19 protein-coding genes are annotated in these 17,883 nt (G+C 59.4%); 6 read left to right on the top strand and 13 right to left on the bottom strand.

Annotated elements, in window-relative coordinates; genetic code table 11:
• Positions 1-95: 95 nt before the first annotated feature.
• The 10 genes from AT699_RS23610 to AT699_RS23565 form a co-directional block, all read right to left on the bottom strand.
• Positions 96-1,226 (bottom strand): NADH:flavin oxidoreductase/NADH oxidase, encoded by a 1,131-nt coding sequence (locus AT699_RS23610; protein ID WP_024070053.1) that lies wholly within the window; start codon positions 1,224-1,226, stop codon positions 96-98.
• Positions 1,227-1,264: 38 nt separating this feature from the next.
• Positions 1,265-1,555, bottom strand: a complete 291-nt coding sequence (locus tag AT699_RS23605) for a Dabb family protein (RefSeq protein WP_026383813.1) — start codon at positions 1,553-1,555, stop codon at positions 1,265-1,267.
• 46 nt (positions 1,556-1,601) lie between these two features.
• Positions 1,602-2,363 (bottom strand): SDR family NAD(P)-dependent oxidoreductase, encoded by a 762-nt coding sequence (locus tag AT699_RS23600; RefSeq protein ID WP_024070051.1) that lies wholly within the window; start codon positions 2,361-2,363, stop codon positions 1,602-1,604.
• 46 nt (positions 2,364-2,409) lie between these two features.
• Complete coding sequence (locus AT699_RS23595) at positions 2,410-3,132, bottom strand: ABC transporter ATP-binding protein (RefSeq protein ID WP_024070050.1); 723 nt, start codon at positions 3,130-3,132, stop codon at positions 2,410-2,412.
• On the bottom strand, positions 3,122-3,856 hold the full coding sequence (locus AT699_RS23590; RefSeq protein ID WP_024070049.1) for an ABC transporter ATP-binding protein: 735 nt from the start codon (positions 3,854-3,856) through the stop codon (positions 3,122-3,124). Before AT699_RS23590 ends, AT699_RS23595 begins: the two co-directional genes overlap by 11 nt.
• A gap of 7 nt (positions 3,857-3,863) precedes the next feature.
• A complete protein-coding gene (locus AT699_RS23585; RefSeq protein WP_026383812.1) occupies positions 3,864-4,808 on the bottom strand; it encodes a branched-chain amino acid ABC transporter permease in 945 nt (314 codons plus the stop codon).
• Positions 4,801-5,664 carry a branched-chain amino acid ABC transporter permease gene (locus AT699_RS23580; RefSeq protein ID WP_024070047.1) on the bottom strand — a complete coding sequence of 288 codons (864 nt, stop codon included), beginning with the start codon at positions 5,662-5,664 and terminating at the stop codon, positions 4,801-4,803. The genes AT699_RS23585 and AT699_RS23580 overlap by 8 nt, the downstream gene beginning before the upstream one ends.
• Positions 5,665-5,713: 49 nt before the next feature.
• Positions 5,714-6,922 carry an ABC transporter substrate-binding protein gene (locus tag AT699_RS23575; RefSeq protein ID WP_024070046.1) on the bottom strand — a complete coding sequence of 403 codons (1,209 nt, stop codon included), beginning with the start codon at positions 6,920-6,922 and terminating at the stop codon, positions 5,714-5,716.
• A gap of 75 nt (positions 6,923-6,997) precedes the next feature.
• On the bottom strand, positions 6,998-7,888 hold the full coding sequence (locus AT699_RS23570) for an NAD(P)-dependent oxidoreductase (RefSeq protein ID WP_024070045.1): 891 nt from the start codon (positions 7,886-7,888) through the stop codon (positions 6,998-7,000).
• Positions 7,889-7,902: 14 nt separating this feature from the next.
• Positions 7,903-8,718 carry an enoyl-CoA hydratase/isomerase family protein gene (locus AT699_RS23565; protein ID WP_024070044.1) on the bottom strand — a complete coding sequence of 272 codons (816 nt, stop codon included), beginning with the start codon at positions 8,716-8,718 and terminating at the stop codon, positions 7,903-7,905.
• A 175-nt stretch (positions 8,719-8,893) separates the two neighbouring features.
• Between AT699_RS23565 and AT699_RS23560 the strand changes: the two genes are divergently transcribed.
• The 3 genes from AT699_RS23560 (at position 8,894) to AT699_RS23550 (ending at position 11,274) form a co-directional block, all read left to right on the top strand.
• Positions 8,894-9,802 carry a LysR family transcriptional regulator gene (locus tag AT699_RS23560; RefSeq protein ID WP_024070043.1) on the top strand — a complete coding sequence of 303 codons (909 nt, stop codon included), beginning with the start codon at positions 8,894-8,896 and terminating at the stop codon, positions 9,800-9,802.
• Between the two features lie 116 nt (positions 9,803-9,918).
• Positions 9,919-10,623 (top strand): CoA transferase subunit A, encoded by a 705-nt coding sequence (locus tag AT699_RS23555; RefSeq protein WP_026383810.1) that lies wholly within the window; start codon positions 9,919-9,921, stop codon positions 10,621-10,623.
• A gap of 12 nt (positions 10,624-10,635) precedes the next feature.
• Positions 10,636-11,274 carry a CoA transferase subunit B gene (locus tag AT699_RS23550; RefSeq protein ID WP_024070041.1) on the top strand — a complete coding sequence of 213 codons (639 nt, stop codon included), beginning with the start codon at positions 10,636-10,638 and terminating at the stop codon, positions 11,272-11,274.
• 100 nt (positions 11,275-11,374) lie between these two features.
• On the opposite strand, the gene AT699_RS31210 is transcribed toward AT699_RS23550, so the two are convergent.
• Together AT699_RS31210 and AT699_RS23545 are read right to left on the bottom strand one after the other, a co-directional pair.
• Positions 11,375-12,151 (bottom strand): pyrroline-5-carboxylate reductase, encoded by a 777-nt coding sequence (locus AT699_RS31210; protein WP_080684467.1) that lies wholly within the window; start codon positions 12,149-12,151, stop codon positions 11,375-11,377.
• Positions 12,152-12,288: 137 nt separating this feature from the next.
• Complete coding sequence (locus AT699_RS23545) at positions 12,289-12,960, bottom strand: TetR/AcrR family transcriptional regulator (protein WP_080684466.1); 672 nt, start codon at positions 12,958-12,960, stop codon at positions 12,289-12,291.
• Between the two features lie 109 nt (positions 12,961-13,069).
• Between AT699_RS23545 and AT699_RS23540 the strand changes: the two genes are divergently transcribed.
• Together AT699_RS23540 and AT699_RS23535 are read left to right on the top strand one after the other, a co-directional pair.
• Positions 13,070-14,029 (top strand): NAD(P)H-dependent flavin oxidoreductase, encoded by a 960-nt coding sequence (locus AT699_RS23540; RefSeq protein WP_026383809.1) that lies wholly within the window; start codon positions 13,070-13,072, stop codon positions 14,027-14,029.
• Between the two features lie 44 nt (positions 14,030-14,073).
• Positions 14,074-14,916, top strand: coding sequence for an enoyl-CoA hydratase/isomerase family protein (locus tag AT699_RS23535; protein WP_197602766.1), 843 nt, complete (start codon positions 14,074-14,076; stop codon positions 14,914-14,916).
• A 104-nt stretch (positions 14,917-15,020) separates the two neighbouring features.
• On the opposite strand, the gene AT699_RS23530 is transcribed toward AT699_RS23535, so the two are convergent.
• A complete protein-coding gene (locus AT699_RS23530; protein WP_024070038.1) occupies positions 15,021-16,238 on the bottom strand; it encodes an IscS subfamily cysteine desulfurase in 1,218 nt (405 codons plus the stop codon).
• 96 nt (positions 16,239-16,334) lie between these two features.
• On the opposite strand from AT699_RS23530, the gene AT699_RS23525 reads away from it, so the two are divergent.
• The gene (locus AT699_RS23525; RefSeq protein ID WP_051429136.1) at positions 16,335-17,774 is read left to right on the top strand and encodes an aminotransferase-like domain-containing protein; all 1,440 of its coding nucleotides are present in this window, start codon (positions 16,335-16,337) and stop codon (positions 17,772-17,774) included.
• The last annotated feature ends 109 nt before the right edge of the window (positions 17,775-17,883 follow it).

Raw genomic sequence — 17,883 nt, 5'->3', positions numbered from 1 at the left:
AAATGAAATTAGACTCGATTCTACAGGTAAGCACGCTGACTTACGGGGCGTTGCGTGCAGACCGTGCCCCCTAGCGGGGCACAGCAGCCTCGTGGCTAGTCGACCGAGACCCTCGGCCTGCGTTTGAGCCACCAACCGTATTGCTCGGGCCAGGCGAGATAGTCAGGGTCGGCCTGCAAAGCCAGTCGCGCATGCAGCGGCCAGTTCGGGTTATGCAGGGCCTCGCGTCCGATCGCCACCAGATCCGCCTGATTAGAGGCCAAGATAGTCTCGGCTTGCTGCGGATCCACGATAAGCCCCACGGCGATCGTGGCAATGTTGGCGTCCCGCTTTACCGCATGTGCAAAGGGTACCTGGAAACCAGGGCCGCGCTTGACTGCAAGCGGGCCTTTACCCGCCGTAGCGGGGGCTTGAATTCCGCCAGACGAGCAGTCGACCAGGTCAACACCCAGCCGCTTCAGTTCACGCGAGAACGCGATGCTGTCGGCAAGTTGCCAGCCACCCTCAATGCCGTCGACGGTGGAAATCCGGACAGAAAGCGGGATGTTCGAAGGGAGAGCGTCGCGGACCGCGGCTGTGACCTGCAAGGGAAAGCGCATCCGGTTTTCGAGCGAACCGCCGTAGTTGTCCTGTCGCTGGTTGGTGACCGGGGATAGAAAACTGTGCAGCAGGTAGCCATGGGCGGCATGAATCTCGATCAGGCGGTATCCGGCCCTGATCGCGCGGTCGGCGGCCTCGCGGAAGCGTTCGACAAGGCTGGCCAGTTCATCGGTATCAAGTTGACGCGGTACCGGCCATCCGTCCTGAACGGGCAGGGATGAGGCTCCCGTGGTTTCCCAGGAGGACTCCGCCGCGCCCAGCGCCAAGGGCTGGTTGCCCTCCCACGGCCGTCCGGTGCTTGCCTTGCGCCCGGCATGGCCTATTTGGATGGACGGCACTACGCCATGAGCGGTCATGATGTGTGCGAGTTCGGCAAGTCCTGGAATCTGCTCATCGCTCCAGATACCCAAGTCGCCCGGCGTCCCCCGACCCTCGCGGGTGACCGCCGCCACTTCCACCATGATGCTGCCTGGACCGCCGCGGGACAGTCCTGCCGTATGGAACCGGTGCCAGTCCTGCACCATCCCGTCGACGGCGGAGTACTGGCTCATTGGCGAGATGAGCACTCGGTTGGGCAGTTCGATGCCGCGCAGCTTGAACGGGGTGAACAGCTTGGTGGCGCGCATGGGGTTCCTTGTGTTCGGTTGGGGGACCATTGCCGCGCTCAGGCTTCGTAGTCGAGCACGATGAGCTGCCGGGCGAGCGTCGAGATCTTTTGCTTCAGCGGCAGGTGGGCGGGGGCTTGCTGGTATTCATCGTGGGCGGCTGCGTCAACGAAGTCCGCCACGAAGGCGTGGGTGTAGGAGTGGGCTCTATCCGACGAATTGGTGACAAAGCGTAGTTCGAGCACGCCGGCAAGTTCGTCCTGGATGGTCTGGCACATGCGGACGATTTCATCGTGGTCCCCCGGGGGGAGCGGGTGATGGAAGCTAAGCATGACAATATGGCGAAACATGGAGGCTCCGTTCAGATGTGCCGGCTGGTGGCCGGCGAGGGGCGGTTCATGAAATGGTCAGGCCGCCGTCGACGGCAAGGATGTGGCCGGTCGTGGACCGAGACTCGTCGGATGCCAGATACAGCGCCGCATGCGCGATATCCTCGGGCTGGACCAACCCAAACAGTTGGCCGTCCAAGGACTTGCTGGTGACACCGTCATCCTTCAGCAGCTTGAGCACCCGCTCTGTCGCGGTCGCGCCTGGTGCGACGGCGTTGACGCGGATTCGGTACGAGGCGTACTCGACTGCCATCGACCGGGTCAGCGCACTTACGGCGCCCTTGGCGGCGGTGTACGCGTCTTTGCCGTGGGTACCAATCAAGGCAAAGATGGACGTGCTATTGATGACTGAACCGCCGTTGCCCGTATCCATCATGGCCTGGATGCCGTAGCGGCACCCCAACCAGGTGCCGAACAGGTCGAGCTTCATCTTGGACCAGAATTCCTCCACCGGCGCGTCGGTCACGCGGCTGTCGCGCACGGTGGAGCCACCGGCATTGTTGTAAAGCACGTCGAAACGGCCGAAGCGCGCCACGGTCCGCTTGACGGCGTCTTCCAGGCTTTCGGGCTCGGTGACGTCCGTCTGGATGAACAGGGCGGGGCGGCCTGTCGACGCCTCCACCAAGGCGGCGGTTTCTTCGCCCGCGGCGACGTCACGCTCGGCGATGACGATCTGGGCGCCTTCCTTGGCGAACAGCAATGCGCTTGCGCGGCCGATGCCCGCGCCGCCACCGGTGATGAAGGCAACTTTTTCTTCGAGTCGATGCATGTATACCTCGCGTAAAACGGAAAATGGGATCAGGCGGGGTGGCCGGTCAGATGCCCAGATAAGCCTTTCGTACGGCTTCGCTGTTGGCCAGATCCGATGCCAGGCCTTGCAGCTGGATCTCGCCACGTTCAAGGATGAACGCGTGGGTAGCGATCTCCAGCGCCATTTCGGCGTTCTGCTCGACCAGCATCACATCGACGCCCTCGGCCGCGATGTCCTGGATGATCTGCGCGATCGTGTCGACGATGGCGGGCGCCAGCCCGATAGTGGGCTCGTCGAGCAGTAATAGCCGAGGCTTGGCCATCAGGGCGCGTCCCACGGCAACCATCTGTTGCTGGCCGCCGCTGAGACTCCCAGCCGGCGAATCGAGCCGGCTTTTCAATGCGGGAAAGCGCTCCAGCACGCCCTCGATGCGCCGCAGGATGGCATTTTTGTCTTTCTCGCGGTACGCGCCGAGTTCCAGGTTTTCCGCCACGGTCATGGCCTTGAACAGGCGTCGGCCTTCGGGAACCAATACCAGGCCCCGCGCGACAAGCGCATCCGGGGCCAGACCGGTGATGTCTTCGCCATAGAAGCAAACCTGTCCGGAGGCTGGGGCAACCAACCCTGTCAACGCTTTCATGATGGTCGACTTCCCGGCGCCGTTGGAGCCGACGATCGTCGAGATCGAGCCGCGCTGCACGGCGAAGCTTGCGCCGCTGACCGCGGGCACGATGCCGTACATCACCGAGAGGCGTTCGACGTCGAGTACATTTTCCTTATTGTTCATGCCGCTTCCCCAGATAGGCAGAAATCACGCGCGGGTCTCGCTGTATCTCGGCAGGAGTGCCGGTGGCCAGAAACACGCCGTAGTCCAGCACCACGATGCGGTCGCAAATGTCCATGACTGCCTTCATGTTGTGCTCCACGAGCAGCATGGAGACGCCGTATGCTTCGCGCATCTTGCGAAAGATCGACAGGACGGAGACGGCCTCGGTCTGGTTCAGGCCGGTCAGCGGTTCGTCCAGGCACAGCAGGGTCGGGCGAGCGGCAAAAGCGATGGCGATGCTGACGAGGCGTTGCAGGCCGTGCGACAGATTGCCCGCGATTTCGTGCAGGACATCGGCCAAGCCCATGAGAGCCGCAGTTTCGCGCACGCGCGCATCGCGTTCCGCCTTGTTGCGCAGCGTGGCGAAGGTGCCGACGACGATATTGTCGTAGACGGTCATGTCGCGCAGCATGCTGTCGTGCTGGAACGTGCGGACTAGGCCCTGCCGGGCAATCCGGGCGGCGCTCTGGCCGGTGATGTCGCGGCCCATGAATGTCAAGCTGCCGCCGGACGGCCGGTAATAGCCGCTTACCACGTTGAAGGTGGTGCTCTTGCCGGCGCCGTTGGGGCCGATGAGGCCTAGGATCTCTCCCTTGCGAACTTCGAAACTCAGATCCTTGACCGCCACAAGGCCGCCAAAGCGACGGCTCATCCCGTCGACTTTCAGTAGTACTTGGTTTTCCATGAAACCCTCAGCCTTGAGGTTTCGCCACGGGTCTCAGCCTGGGCGCGCGTTTGTTGAAATGACGGCCCAGCCCGATCAAGCCTCCGGGCATCAACAGCACCGAGATGACGATGGCCGCGCCGTAGAAGATATGCTCGTACGGGCCGAAGCTCAGCGCGAACTGGCCTAGCAGTGTCAGCACGACCGCCCCGACCACCGCGCCCAAGATGTGCGACTCTCCGCCAACCTTCAGATACGCCAAGGCATACACCGCCAGCAGGAAGCCGAAGTCTCCCGGGCTGATCACGTTGTTCGAGTAGGCCAGCAATGCGCCCGCGATGCCGGCGACTACCGAGGAAATGCCCAGGCAAATTACCTTCGTCAGGTGCACATTGATGCCCACGGTCTCGACGATCGCGTCGTTATTGCGTATGGCCACGAGGACCTTTCCGAAGTCGGATTTCTCGATCGACCAGAGCGCCCAGAGCAGCGCAAGAACCATGGCCACGACGAGCGCGGGGAAATAGCCGTCAAGGTAGGCTGGCGGGAAAATTCCCACCATGCCGGAACTGCCGCCGATCGCTTCGGTCTTGGTGTAGATCATGCGGATCACCTCCGTGAAGGCGAAGCTGATGAGCATGAAGTAGGGGCCCTTGGCGCGCAATGTGATGTAGCCGAACACCAGGCTGATCAGTCCCGCGAAGACCGCGCTGGCGGCCAGCGTCAGCAAGAAGGGCCAATTGAGCGTTACGCTGCCGACCCCAGCCATGTAGGCGCCAAGCCCCACGAAGCCGGCGACGGCAAAATTGAGCTCCCCGATGAGGGTCACGAAGCGAAAGCTTGCCGTGATCAGTACATTGACGGCCAGCCACAGGACGAGGCTTGCGGCCAGCCCCCCGCCTTGTAGCAGGCCGGCTGAGAGCGCCACCAAGCCTAGCGAGGCGAGTGCGGGAGTGAATATAGGTTTAGCCATTTCCGAGAATTCCCTTCGGACGAACCAGCAGTACGAACATGGTCAGGGCGAACATCGTGATCGTGGCCCAGGTGGGATCGAAGTAGTAGCCGCCCAGGCTTTCAATGATGGCGATCAACAAGCTGCCCAGGATGGCTCCCGGGATGCTGCCCAGACCGCCGATCACGATTGCGATGAACCCGCGGATGAGATAGTCGCTGCCGATGATCGGGCTGGACACGGTCACGGGAGACAGCAACACCGCCGCGGTCGCCGCGAGCGAGGTCGCGATGAAGAAGCCGGCCAGGGCGATACGGCGGTAGGGTATGCCTTGCAGCATCGCGGCCTCATGGTCTTCTGAGACTGCGCGCAAGGCCTTTCCCAGGCGGCTCGACGCGATAGTCCAGCACATCAGAACAGCCACCAGCAACGCGCAGCAAGTGATGATCAGCCGTTGCATGGTGATATAGGCCCCCAGGATGTTCACCGTTCCTTCGACAAGAGCGGGAAGTTTATTGGGCACGCCGCCGAATGACTCAAGGAAGATGCCTTGCAGCAGGAGCGACAAGCCTACCGACACGACGAAGGACCCCGTCATGTCACGCTGGAATCGCTGCAAGGCGAACTTGTAGATCAAGCCGCCTAGCAGCAGCGTGAGCGTAATCCCCAGCACGCCGCCCAGCGCATACGATGCAAAAAGCGGCAAGGTTCCGCTGGCCAGGAAGGGGACTGTTACCCCCATGACCAGCAACGGCAGCGTGAAGAATTCTCCGTGTGCGAAGTTGACGATACGCATGACGCCGAATATGAGCGTCAGCCCCAGTGAGAACAATATGTACGCCGCGGCGATCTGCATACTGTTCATGATCAATTGCATGTAAACGTCCAACTTGTCTCCCCCGACCCATCGCCGTCCGGCGTTCTGATTACTTACCCTGCGTCAGGCGTTGCTGAAGCTCTTGCGGCACCACGCGTTCCACCTCGACCAACTTGCCATCCTGGATCTGGGTGATCATGACGGGAATGAGCAATTGCTGGGGCGAGCCGTAGGTGACCTCGCCGCCGAAAGCGGTCTTGCCGTAGGATGTGTCGAAGACGATCTTGGGAAGCACTTTCAGGATCTCGGCGGGCTCCACGCTTTGCGCGGCTTCCATGCCGGCTTTCAGGGCGTATACGGAGTCGTAGGGCGCAAGCTGCAGCGGGTTGAGCGATTCTCCAACGGCCTTTTTCATGCCTTCGTTGAGCTCACGCTGTTTGTTGGTCGCCTGCGCTCCTGCGTAGTCGCCCGAAAACCCCATGTACACGCCATCGGCGGCCTTGCCGCCAATGTCCACGAGCTGTGCGGCTCCAGTTCCCACGGGCTGCACTTTGACGCCTTCCCAGCCCAGCACGCTCAACTCCCGGAACAACACGCCCGCATCTGCGGGTGGCGCCACCCCGAGATCAATGACGTCGGGCTTCACCGCCGCCAGCTTCTGGGCGATAGGTTGGAACTGCGTGGTGCCGCGCTCATACCAGTTGACGGAGACCACCTTTACGCCGAGTTTTTCCCACGCCTTTTTCGCGACCGGTTCGGTCTCCTTGCCAGTTGCGTCGTTGGGGTTGAGCATGGCAACGGTCTTGATGGCTCCATGCTTGCTCTTGACGTACGCATACAGCGGTTCCAGGATTTCGAACGGTGTGCTTGACTGTGTCAGGGTGTAGGGTTTGGTTGGCCCCTTGACGGTTTTGCCCCAGGCGGAGGTGAACAGGATGACTTGGTTGCGTTCGGTGAGCGACTGCAACGCCAAAATGGGGGCGGTGCCGATGCTGCCGACGACGTAGCGCGACTTGTCGCGGTTGACGATGTTCTGCGCGACCTTTGTGCCTTCAGCCGCGTTGTATTTATTGTCGTACGCGCGAACCTCGAACTTGTAGGTCGTTCCACCGATCTTCACTCCTCCTGCGTCGTTGATCTCCTTGGCCGCCTGCTTGGCGGTCCATTCCTGCCCCAGCCCCCAGGTGGCTGCGGCGCCCGACATCGGGGCGGATACGCCCAGAATCAGGGTTTTGGTGTCTTGTGCCGATGCGTTGCCGGCAATGAAAGGGGCGGCCGCGAAGGTAGCGGCCACGAGCACGCGGTTGAGGTGTTTCATCCTGTTGTCTCCCTATTTATAGGTGTAGTGATTACCGGCTGGGAGCCGGCTATTCGCCAGGTTTCTGGCAGGTGTTTATTCGGTGTGCGGAGGTTCTCCGGCACGCTTCCATCGAGCGCCGGCTTGACCTCCATGTTCGTCCACGAAGCCGGAAACCTGCTTGAGCATGCCCAAGTCGAGACTGGCCGCGTCACCCAGCGCCATGGCCAGATGCAGATCCTTGCTGATGATGCGGTGAATGTCGGCAAAGGCCGCTTCGGTGGGAACCCAAGCGCGATACTGCGCTCGGCCCGCAGTGGCATCCGCCGTCAGGAAGTTCAGGCCTGTGCTGACCTCCAGCACGGGCGCGAGATGCTCGAAATCCACGCCGTGCGCGGCAGCAAGCTCCACCGCTTCGGCGGTGAGGAACATGTTGGTCACGCACAGCATGTTGTTGATGATCTTGGTCACTGCGGCGCTGCCCAGCGCGCCGCAATGGAAGATGCCCTTGCCCATCGCCTGCATCAGCGGCTGCGCCCGCAGCACGTCCTTCTGGCTTCCGCCCAACATGATCGTGAGCGTGCCGTCCTGGGCGCCGACGATGCCTCCGCTTATCGGTGCGTCGAGTAGGCACGCGCCTGCCGCCGCAAGCGGCGCCTCAAGCGCGCGCAAGGTGGAGGGCAGGGTGGTGCTCATCATGCATACGAGCGGGTGGTGGCCGGCGGGAATGGCCTGAGCCAGCCCGCGTTCGCCAAGCATCGCCTCGGTGATCTGGGCGTCATTGGCCAAGAGCACGATAATCGCGTCTGCGGCGGCGCAGTCGGCCACGTCCGCTGTCGTCCGAACGCCTTGGGCGGCGAAGGCATCCCGCACCGCGGGATTTCGGTCGCAGATCGTTAACGCGTAGCCTGCGCGCAGCGCGCAGCGTGCCATTGGCGCGCCCATGTTTCCCGCTCCAATGAAGGCGACGCTCTTGATCGGGTCCATATGCTTTGCTCCGCCTAGACCGCGCTGTTCCGGTCGAATTGCGCCGCGCGCCTCTGCTGAAGCGCGCTGACTCCCTCCTTAGCCTCGGGGCTGCCGAAGCCCATGAACTCGAGTGCCAGGGAGGTATCGAAGATCGGACCAGCCTGACGCAACCAGTTGTTCAGGGCATACTTGGTCCAACGCAGCGCGGCAGGCGCGCCCGCTGCCAATTTCCCAGCGATCTCCAGGGCCTTCTCTTGAAGCGCGTCATCGTCGACGCACAACGACACCAGGCCCAGGGCTTCGGCTTCCTGCCCGCTGACGGGTTCGCACAGCATCAGGTGATACTTGGCCTTAGCCATGCCGCAGAGCAGTGGCCAGATGATCGCGGCATGATCGCCCGCCGCCACACCCAGCTTGGTGTGGCCGTCGACGATGCGCGCGGATTTCGCCGCGATGGAGATGTCCGCGAGCAGGGCGGCCACCAGGCCGGCGCCTACCGCTGGCCCATGGATGGCCGACACGATGGGTTTGGAACAGTTGATGATGTTGTAGACAAGGTCGCGCGCTTCGCGCCACACGCGGGCTCTAGCCTTGAAGTCGTCGTTGATCTCGTCCAGCATTTGGAAATCACCGCCAGCCGAGAAGGCGCGCCCGGCCCCCCGGATCACCACCGCGCTCACTTCCGGATCTGTGTCGATCTCTCGCCAGACCTCCGCCAGTTCGGCGTGCCCGCGTGCATCCAGCGAATTCATGCGTTCAGGATTGTTCAGCGTCAGGCGCAGAACGCGGTCAAGGGGACGGTCAAATTCGATCGCCGTATAGTTTTTGTAGCGATGGGTTTCAGTCATGTTGTCTCCAGCTCCAGGCACGGGATTTTGCGGATGGGATCAGCGGCGCGCGCCCTGAGGCGGCGTGGCGGAAAGCAGCTATCGAGGTGAAACTTCAGGCGCAATTGTGCGATCCGAGGTCGCTTTATCAAAGATCACCGTTGCACCCTTACTGTGCGCTGATGCACAATCGGCTATGGACACACATCCCGAATGGAACGATCTGAAAGTTTTTCTGGCTGTAGCCCGATTGGGAACAATCTCGGATGCAGGAGAGAAACTGGGCATCGAGCACTCCACGGTTTCGCGTCGCATCGACAGGCTTGAGGCGACGTTGCGCGTGGTGCTGTTCGATCGGCGCCGCAGTGGATATTCGTTGACGGACGCTGGCCATGCGCTGATCCCGCATGCGGAAAAGATGGAAAGCGCGCTGCTCGCCGCTGTGGAAGAGAGCCTGGAGGTCGCGGATTTCATCAAGGGGAATGTGCGCGTGGGAACGCCGGAGGCGTTCGGCATTCACGTGCTTGCGCCTGGCGTGGCTCAGTTGCGCCAAAAGCATCCCGGGTTGCGCGTCGAGTTGATGGCGCAGCCTCAGTTTCCCAGCCTCGTCACCCGGGAAGTCGAGATACTGGTGACGCTCGATCCGCCGGAGATGGGGCGTTACAAGGTGGCCAAGCTTGCCCAGATCGACTACTTCCTTTACTGCTCCCCGGGGTATCGGAAGGGTAGGCCACCCATTCGCGAACTAGCGGACGTCGCTCAGCACGATTTCGTGGACTACATCCACGATGGTTCGGTCAGCGAACGCTATCGAGTGCTGGAAGAGCTTGTTCCGCAACCCAACCGATGCTTTACGTCCAACAGCGTGCTGGCCCAGCGTTCCGCCGCGGCAGCCGGGTTGGGGCTGGTGCTGCTCACGCCGTACGTAGCCAACACCAAGAGCGGGGACCTCATCAGCCTGTTTCCGAATCAGCCGTTGATCACGCGTAGTCTCTGGATCGCTGCGCCAGAGGACCTGCTGAGAATCAAGCGTTATCAATTCGTGTGGCGTTTCATTCGCGAACAGGTCGAGTCTCAACCGGAGCTCTTCCATCCGCCAGCCTGAGTAGTGTGCAGAATTGCACAATAAGGTTGCGGCAAATCCATTGTTCCTCATTGCTCAAGTCCCTAGTATCTGGGGGGCTAAACCACGCACTCAACCCCTATTTGATCGGTTAGAGAATGAGAAAGATATATGGAGATGTGGCCAGCGCCCTGGACGGGGTGATTGCGAACGGCCAAACCATTGCTGTCGGAGGTTTCGGCCTTTGTGGCATTCCCTCGGCGTTGATCGAAGGATTGCGAGCTAGCGGCATGGGAGACCTGACTTGCATCAGCAACAACGCCGGTGTCGACGACTTCGGTCTGGGGCTGCTGCTCCAATCCCGCCAGATCAAGCGCATGATCGCGTCTTATGTGGGCGAGAACAAAGAGTTCGAAAGGCAGTACCTGAGCGGTGAGCTGGAGCTGGAATTCAATCCCCAAGGAACGCTCGCGGAGCGCCTGCGTGCAGGCGGGTCCGGCATTCCGGCATTCTTCACTCGGACGGGTGTGGGAACCGTGGTCGAAGACGGCAAGGAGACCCGACAATTCGGTGGCCAGACCTACGTAATGGAGCTGGCACTTCACGCCGATGTCTCGTTGGTCAAGGCACGGCGTGCGGATCGTTCTGGCAATCTCGTGTTCGCCCGCACCGCGCGCAACTTCAACCCGGATGTAGCCATGGCCGGAGCCGTCACGATCGTTGAGGTGGAGGAACTGGTGGCCGAGGGGGATATTGATCCTGACGACGTGCATTTGCCCGGCATCTTTGTGGATCGCATCGTTGTCGTTCCCAACCCGGAAAAGCGCATCGAACGCAAGAGCTTCCGTTCACGGCCTCAGTAAGGAGAATCCACAATGGCATGGACTCATGAACAAATGGCGGCGCGCGCCGCGAAAGAGTTGCGTGACGGCGACTACGTCAACCTGGGTATCGGACTGCCCACGAAGGTAGTGCAATACGTGCCCGAAGACATGCAGGTTTGGCTGCAGTCGGAAAATGGTCTGATTGGAATAGGGCCGCCTCCCTATGAGGATGAAGTCGATCCCGACCTGATCGACGCCGCGAAGCAGACCGTGACCATGGCGCCCGGTGCGTCCATTTGTTCTTCATCCATGTCATTCGCCATGATCCGGGGCGGGCATATGGATCTCACCATCTTGGGAGCCATGCAGGTCAGCGAACAGGGCGACCTCGCAAACTGGATGATTCCCGGCAAGATGGTCAAGGGGATGGGTGGGGCCATGGACCTGGTTGGCGGTGCTCGGCGGGTGATTGTGCTCATGGAGCACAACACACGCGAGGGTGGAATGAAAATTCTGAACCAGTGTTCATTGCCCCTTACGGGGCGTGGCGTGGTGCACCGAATTATCTCCGATATGGCGGTGATGGACATCGCGGAAGAAGGACTTGTGGTGAGAGAAATTGCGCCGGGAGTCACTCCAGAGGCATTGCAGGAAAGATCGGAACCTCGGCTGGTCTTTGCTCTCGATTAGTCACTTTGCATGGGGCTGCGGTTCCGACGGCGAGTTTCCAGGGACTGCCTGCCCGGCCAGCAAATTCAACAGACCCTTGCTGGCTTTGCTTCGGGTTTCTTCAAGATTGACTTTGGCGAATTCGCGCGTGCACTTCCTCCAGTGCACCTATTAATGCGGATCCTCCGCCCAGGCGCTGGAACGTATCAAAAAAAAGTTCATTGATTCCGCCGTCGGTGGAGTACTCCCGGCGTAAGTCGCTGAAAGCCGATTGCGGCGATCTCGCTGCAACGCCGGCAAGGTTCGTGTACATGTGTGCAAGATAAGAATGTGCCACCACTGGTTCCATTCCCTTGAGTTCAAGCCATTCCGAGAGCTGCTCCAGCATCCCAAAAAATGGGCCCATCAAGGCACTTGCTACGCCGGCAACTTCGAGTTCTTCTTCGGTTTCAATAGGCGCACAACTGCCCAATGCTGCGAATACGGTGCAGACTTCTGGTGTTGGGGGGTGTACGGCCGTAACGCCCTGGCGTGCGGAGACAAAAGGCAACGGAATGGCTTGAGTGAGGATCGTATCGGACCCGACCCACGATCGAAGTTTTTGGGTGCTAGTCGCTGCTACCAAGCTGACGACGTGCTGCCCTTTCGGGAACTTAAGACTGGTAAGCACGCTTTCGACCACTTGAGGGCGAACCGCTATGAATACCATGTCGCTGTTATCAACTACGGCCTGGTTATGGGAGGCGATCGTCACGACGCCGTGACGTGCCGCCAATCTTGCCGAGACCTGCGCATTCCTCGGAGAAACGATCACGGAATCGACCGATAGTTTCGTGCCGATCAGCCCATCAATGATCGCTTCTGCAAGGGTCCCAATCCCGATAAATCCATATTTCATAGCTTTTTTGAACAGTTAAATTTATGTAGAGGAAGAATGGCGCTCTGTTGCCGATCAGGTGCATAGGTAAAACATCATGTTTATGAGGATCACGCGGTTGCGGATGCACGCTGCTTCTGACCGATTTGTCCAGACTGCTAGCGTGGCCGGCAAAGCACACCATTCAGTACCGTAGAAATGCACTGCTGGACCACATCTTCGGCAGAGTATTCGCCATTCGGCTGAAACCATCGCCCGATCCAGCTCAGCGCGCCTGCAATCGCGAATGCTGTCATCTTGGGATCGCCAGGAGCTAGTGCTCCCTCCTTCATTCCCGCGACTACCAACTGACGGAACTCTGTATCGATCGCCGACTTCAGCTGGCGCAGTTGTGCTCTGCTATCCGGAGTTAGTCCTTCATCGCCAACACGTATGAGGCACATGCCGAAATCCATCGTCACCATGCGGCCATATACCTGCATGCAGGCGATCAGCTGATCAATGGCCTGGCCCCCCGCTCGGCGCGACGCTTCGATTTCGTCAAGCGTCATTTGTAGCCCCTGGCGGACACACTGAAGCAGGATGTCTTCCTTGTTCTTGACGTAGTAGTAAACAGTTGGTTTCGATACCTTTAGTCGCGCGGCTACGTCGTCCAACGAAGTGGCGTGGAATCCGCGCTCGTTGAAGAGCTGCGCAGCGGCTTGCAGCACCGCAAGCCGCTTTATCTCTCGTTGACGCTCGCGCTCGGATGCCGTGCGCCAAGGAGAAGCATAGGTTGCGACAGGCGGTTCGGAGCTACCGGATAGGTGCGACTGCTTCAGTGCTTTCATGTGGCGAACATCCGGGTAAACGTTAGTGGGTTTAGTATGGAATCAGTGTAAATCTTACTTTAAAGTATTCATGTTACTTTAAAGTAGATCCTGTGATCGCCATCTCATGCTGCCGACTCTTTCCAGAGCACTCAAGAGGCTTGACCTGCCTGTGATCGCCGCGCCTCTACCTACCATAAGCACTCCCCGATTGGTGGTTGCGCAATGCAAGGCTGGCATCGTCGGTTCTTTGTCGGCGCTGAACGCGCGATCGTGTTCCGAACTCGACGAGTGGCTGGTGGAGATCGCCGAGGAACTCGGCGCCTGGACCTCAGAGCATTCCGGACAGCATGCGGCGCCTTTTGCTGTCAAACAGGTTATTCATGCGAACAACCGCCGGCTTTATGACGATATGGAGGTCTTGCTCAAGCACAAGGTGCCTATCGTTATTACGTCCCAGGGGTTAAGTACCGATGCCAACGATGCAGTGCATGCTTACGGTGGAATGACTTTGCACGAGGTGATCAATAATGGACTTGCACGTAATGCGATCGATAAGGGCTCAGATGGCCTGATTGCGTTGGCGGCAGGCGCTGGCGGCAACGCGGGAATTAAGAGCCCTTTTGCACTCATTCAAGAAATTCGTCAGTGGTTTCTTGGGCCGTTGGTGCTTTCCGGGGCTATTTCCACTGGAGCCGCGATCTTGGCGGCACGGGTGGCCGGAGCGGATTTTGCATACATCGGCTCTGCCTTCATTGCTACAGATGAAGCTCGCGCAAGCACTGATTACAAGCAGGCGATCATTAGCGGGTCGTCCGACGATGTCGTCTACACCAGCTTTTTCAATGGGGTCCGGGGCAACTACCTTGCTCAATCCGTAACCGCGGCAGGTTTTGACCCCGACAATCTGCCCGAGCACGGCGACACACGGTTTGATTTCGGATGCGCTCCTGGATCTGACAGTGCCTGCAGCGAAGCATGGCCCGCAGGGCAGGGAATTGGCGCCGTGGACCGGGTTCGGTCAACGCGCGACCTAATCGAGAAACTGAGCTGGGAGTACCACGAGGCTCGCATGCGGGTGTTGATTTGATAGGCCTGCCTGGCTGGGTGGATCGCTAATGCCAGGCCAAGGACATGCCGCAATTTGACTACTATGAAACAAGGAAACTCATGAGTTCGCCCGCAGTTCTACTGGAAACCGATAGATCTTCCGCTGTCGCAACAATCACGCTAAATCGCCCTCGGGTCCTCAATGCCCTCAACCACGAGTTGAGCGAACTGCTGCAAGATGCAGTGTGTCGCGTGGAAAATGACAGTGATGTGCGTGCCATCGTTATCAGGGGAGCCGGAGGAAACTTCATGGCGGGCGGCGACATCAACGCGTTCCATGCGGCACTCCAGCATGACGAAAGTGATCGAAAGATCTACTTTGAGCGTTTCATTGGTGAAGTTAACGATACCGTGACGCGCATTCGTCGCATGCAAAAGCCGGTCGTCGCGAGCGTAGCTGGTGCTGTTGCTGGCTTTGGCTTCTCCTTGATGAATAGTTGCGATCTCGTTGTCGCGGCCGATGATTCGTACTTTACGATGGCTTACCGCAATATTGGCGCCAGTCCTGATGGGAGCGGAACCTACGGGCTGCCCAGGGTTGTGGGTACGAAGCGAGCGATGGAAATAGCCCTGCTCGGGGAAAGAATCGACGCACGGCGAGCGCTGGATCTTGGACTCATCAATTGGGTAGTTTCGAAAGAGGAGTTGGAGATGGCTACCCATTCTCGGGCAACTCTTTTAGCCAGAGGACCAACTCGTGCTCTTGGTAGAACAAAGTGCCTGATCAACGAGTCGCTCGGCCGAAGCCTTTCGGAGCAGTTGCAGGCGGAACAGGATTCGTTTTCGGCATGCTCGGGGGATGAAGATTTTGCTATCGGACTGGAGGCGTTTCTGAAAAAGAAAAATGCCGAGTTCAAAGGCTGCTAAGTCCCTCGAGGATGTTGGGGGGGGCGGAGCGGTGTCGCCCGTCATGGCGCAGGACTCCTGCGAGGAGGCCTACTCAGGGAGGCCGCCCTCGTATCGGGGTCTTTTCAGTGCGACGCCCATTGTATGGATTGAATGTCCACACCCTCCTTGTACATTTCCCACAAGGGCGATAGCTCGCGCAATTTTTCCACTCTATCCTTTATGACAGCTACGGCCGTATCGATATCTTGCTGGGTCGTGAACCGGCCGATTGTCATACGCAGGCTTGAGTGGGCTATCTCGTCGCTCAATCCGAGCGCGCGAAGCACATAGCTGGGCTCCAAGCTTGCCGAGGTGCAGGCAGAGCCCGAGGATACGGCGATGGCTTTGATCCCCATGATCAGGGATTCCCCTTCGACATAGTTGAACGATGCGTTGACGCTATGTGGGACGGCATGCTCCAGATTGCCGTTGATGAATACTTGTTCGATATCGCGCAAGCCCCGGAGAAGCCGATGTTGCAACATGCGAACGCGTTCACATTCCGCGCCCATCTCCATTGCGGCGAGTCGAAATGCTTCTCCCATCCCTACGATTTGATGCGTCGGCAAGGTACCGGAGCGCATGCCGCGCTCGTGGCCGCCACCGTGCATCTGGGCTTCTATGCGAATGCGCGGCTTACGCCTGACATAGAGCGCGCCGATGCCTTTCGGGCCATAAGTCTTGTGCGATGCCAGGCTCATCAGGTCGACAGGCAGTTCCTTGACATCGATGTTCACCTTCCCGGTCGCCTGTGCGGCATCCACGTGGAAAACGATGCCTCGTTCGCGGCATATGCTCCCTATCGCCTGAATGTCCTGGATCACGCCGATCTCATTGTTGACCAGCATTACGGACGCCACGATGGTGTCGGGCCGCAAGGCGTCCCGGAATACGTCCAAATCGATCAAGCCATCTGGTTTGACGGCGAGGTAGGTAACCTCAAAGCCCTGGCGTTCGAGCTCGCGCATGGTGTCGAGAACGGCCTTGTGTTCGGTCTTGGAAGTGATCAGGTGCTTGCCTCGGTGCCGATAAAAGCTTGCAGCTCCCTTCAGCGCCAGATTGTCGGATTCTGTGGCGCCTGACGTCCAAATGATCTCGCGTGGGTCCGCGCCGATCAATGACGCGACCTGCTCGCGCGCTTGTTCTACCGCGCGTTCAGCCTCCCAGCCCCAAGCATGGGTGTTGGAGGCAGGGTTGCCGTGGCCTTCGCGTAGCCAGGGAATCATGGCATCCACGACGCGAGGATCGACCGGCGTGGTTGCGCTGTAATCCATATAAATCGGCAGATGGCGTGTTTGCATGGGTTGCTCCTGTTAAGTCCGTTCTGGACAAAATACATACACAAATTAGGTGTATGGGTTAATCTTAGTTCGTATGTATGTTAATGGTATTCATGTATGAGTGGCAGGAAAGCCCCTAAGGCCAGAAAGGCCGAACAATCGACAAGTCTTCATGTTGAAGAGCGTCCTACATGGTTGCGCCCGCTGGTGCAGGGGCGTGACCCCAGGTATCTTCAAATTGCAGATCAGGTTGCACGCGCCGTGCGGCAGGGGACGCTCAAGCCTGGTGATCAGGTGCCTCCACAGCGTTGGCTCGCTTCACAACTGGGGGTGGACCTGACGACAGTGACGCGGGCTTACGCTGAGGTACGCAGTCGCGGGCTGATCGCATCGTTCGGTGGGCGCGGCTCGTTTATTGCGGAGTCCTACAGCGCTCCGCGGCGAGCGACTGTCGATATGGCGATGAATGTTCCTCCGTTGCCCGCAAAACGCGCGCTTGCGGACCACATCAATTCTGGTATCGAGAACTTGCTCAGGAACAGTGGCGCGGAATCAGTCTCGGGCTATCAGAATCCCGAACTGGATTCATCCGCACTGCAAGCGGCAAAAGTCTGGCTTGGGCCAATGTTCAAAGCTATGAGCGGCAGTCGTGTCCTGATGTGCGCGGGGGCCCAGGGTGCCATCTACAACCTGCTGCTGACGCATACACGCAGAGGGGATCCCGTGCTGTGCGATTCCTTGACCTATCCTGGGTTCCTGCGGGCTGCGCGGGCTCTAGGGCTTAAAATCGTTGGCGTGCCTCGCGACGCGTCGGGCATGCTGCCCGACGCGATAGAGCGTTGTCGGCGGGAGACTGGCGCTCGAGTGCTATATCTGAACCCCACGATCCAGAATCCGACGACGTGCACCATGCCTGCGGACAGGCGCCGAGAGATCGCGGAGCTGATCCACCGGCACGACTTGACTTTGATTGAAGATGACCCTTATTGGCCATTGGCTAGCGATGCTCCTCTGCCGATATCGTCGTACATGGCGGGGGGGCACGCCTTTTACCTCGCGTCATTGTCCAAGTGCCTATCGCCGAGTCTGCGTCTGGCCTATGTCTTGGCTCCATCCGGTGGTGCTACATCCATGCTAGCGGAGTGCTTCCGGGCATCCGGCATGTCGTGTTCTCCATTGCTTGCCCACCTTGCGCAGACCTGGATTCTGAACGGTACGGCAAAGGATTTGCTGAGGGAAATTCAGATAGAAACGCGTGCCAGGCAGACACTGGCCAGATCCATTCTGCCCGATGGGGTCGATGCACATCGCACAGGCATTCATCTCTGGCTTTCCTTGCCGCGCCACTGGAAACCGCAAGCGTTTGGCCACGCGCTGGAGAACCGTGGCATCCAGATTGCAAACACGGATGTCTTTGATGCGAATGAAGCGGATCCGGCGGGAGTGCGGATCTGTATTGGTGGAGCACAAAGCCATTTCGAATTGACCGCGGCGCTCCAGCAGATTCGTGCTCTGGTCCTGGAGGGGCGTCCTGAGGGCGACAGCATGGTCGTCTAGCATCCTCGTCTAGCAGTCGGGAAATGATTGGTGCGAGGGATCATCGGATCCGTGCTTAATTTGTTTTTGTAAATATGTGATTTACATATAAGGTTCGCTGAGGATCGGC

The sequence above is a fragment of the Achromobacter xylosoxidans genome (assembly GCF_001457475.1).
Taxonomy (GTDB): domain Bacteria; phylum Pseudomonadota; class Gammaproteobacteria; order Burkholderiales; family Burkholderiaceae_B; genus Achromobacter; species Achromobacter xylosoxidans.
Note: the sequence above shows the minus strand (reverse complement) of the source record. Positions and strands in the feature narration are given on the sequence as shown.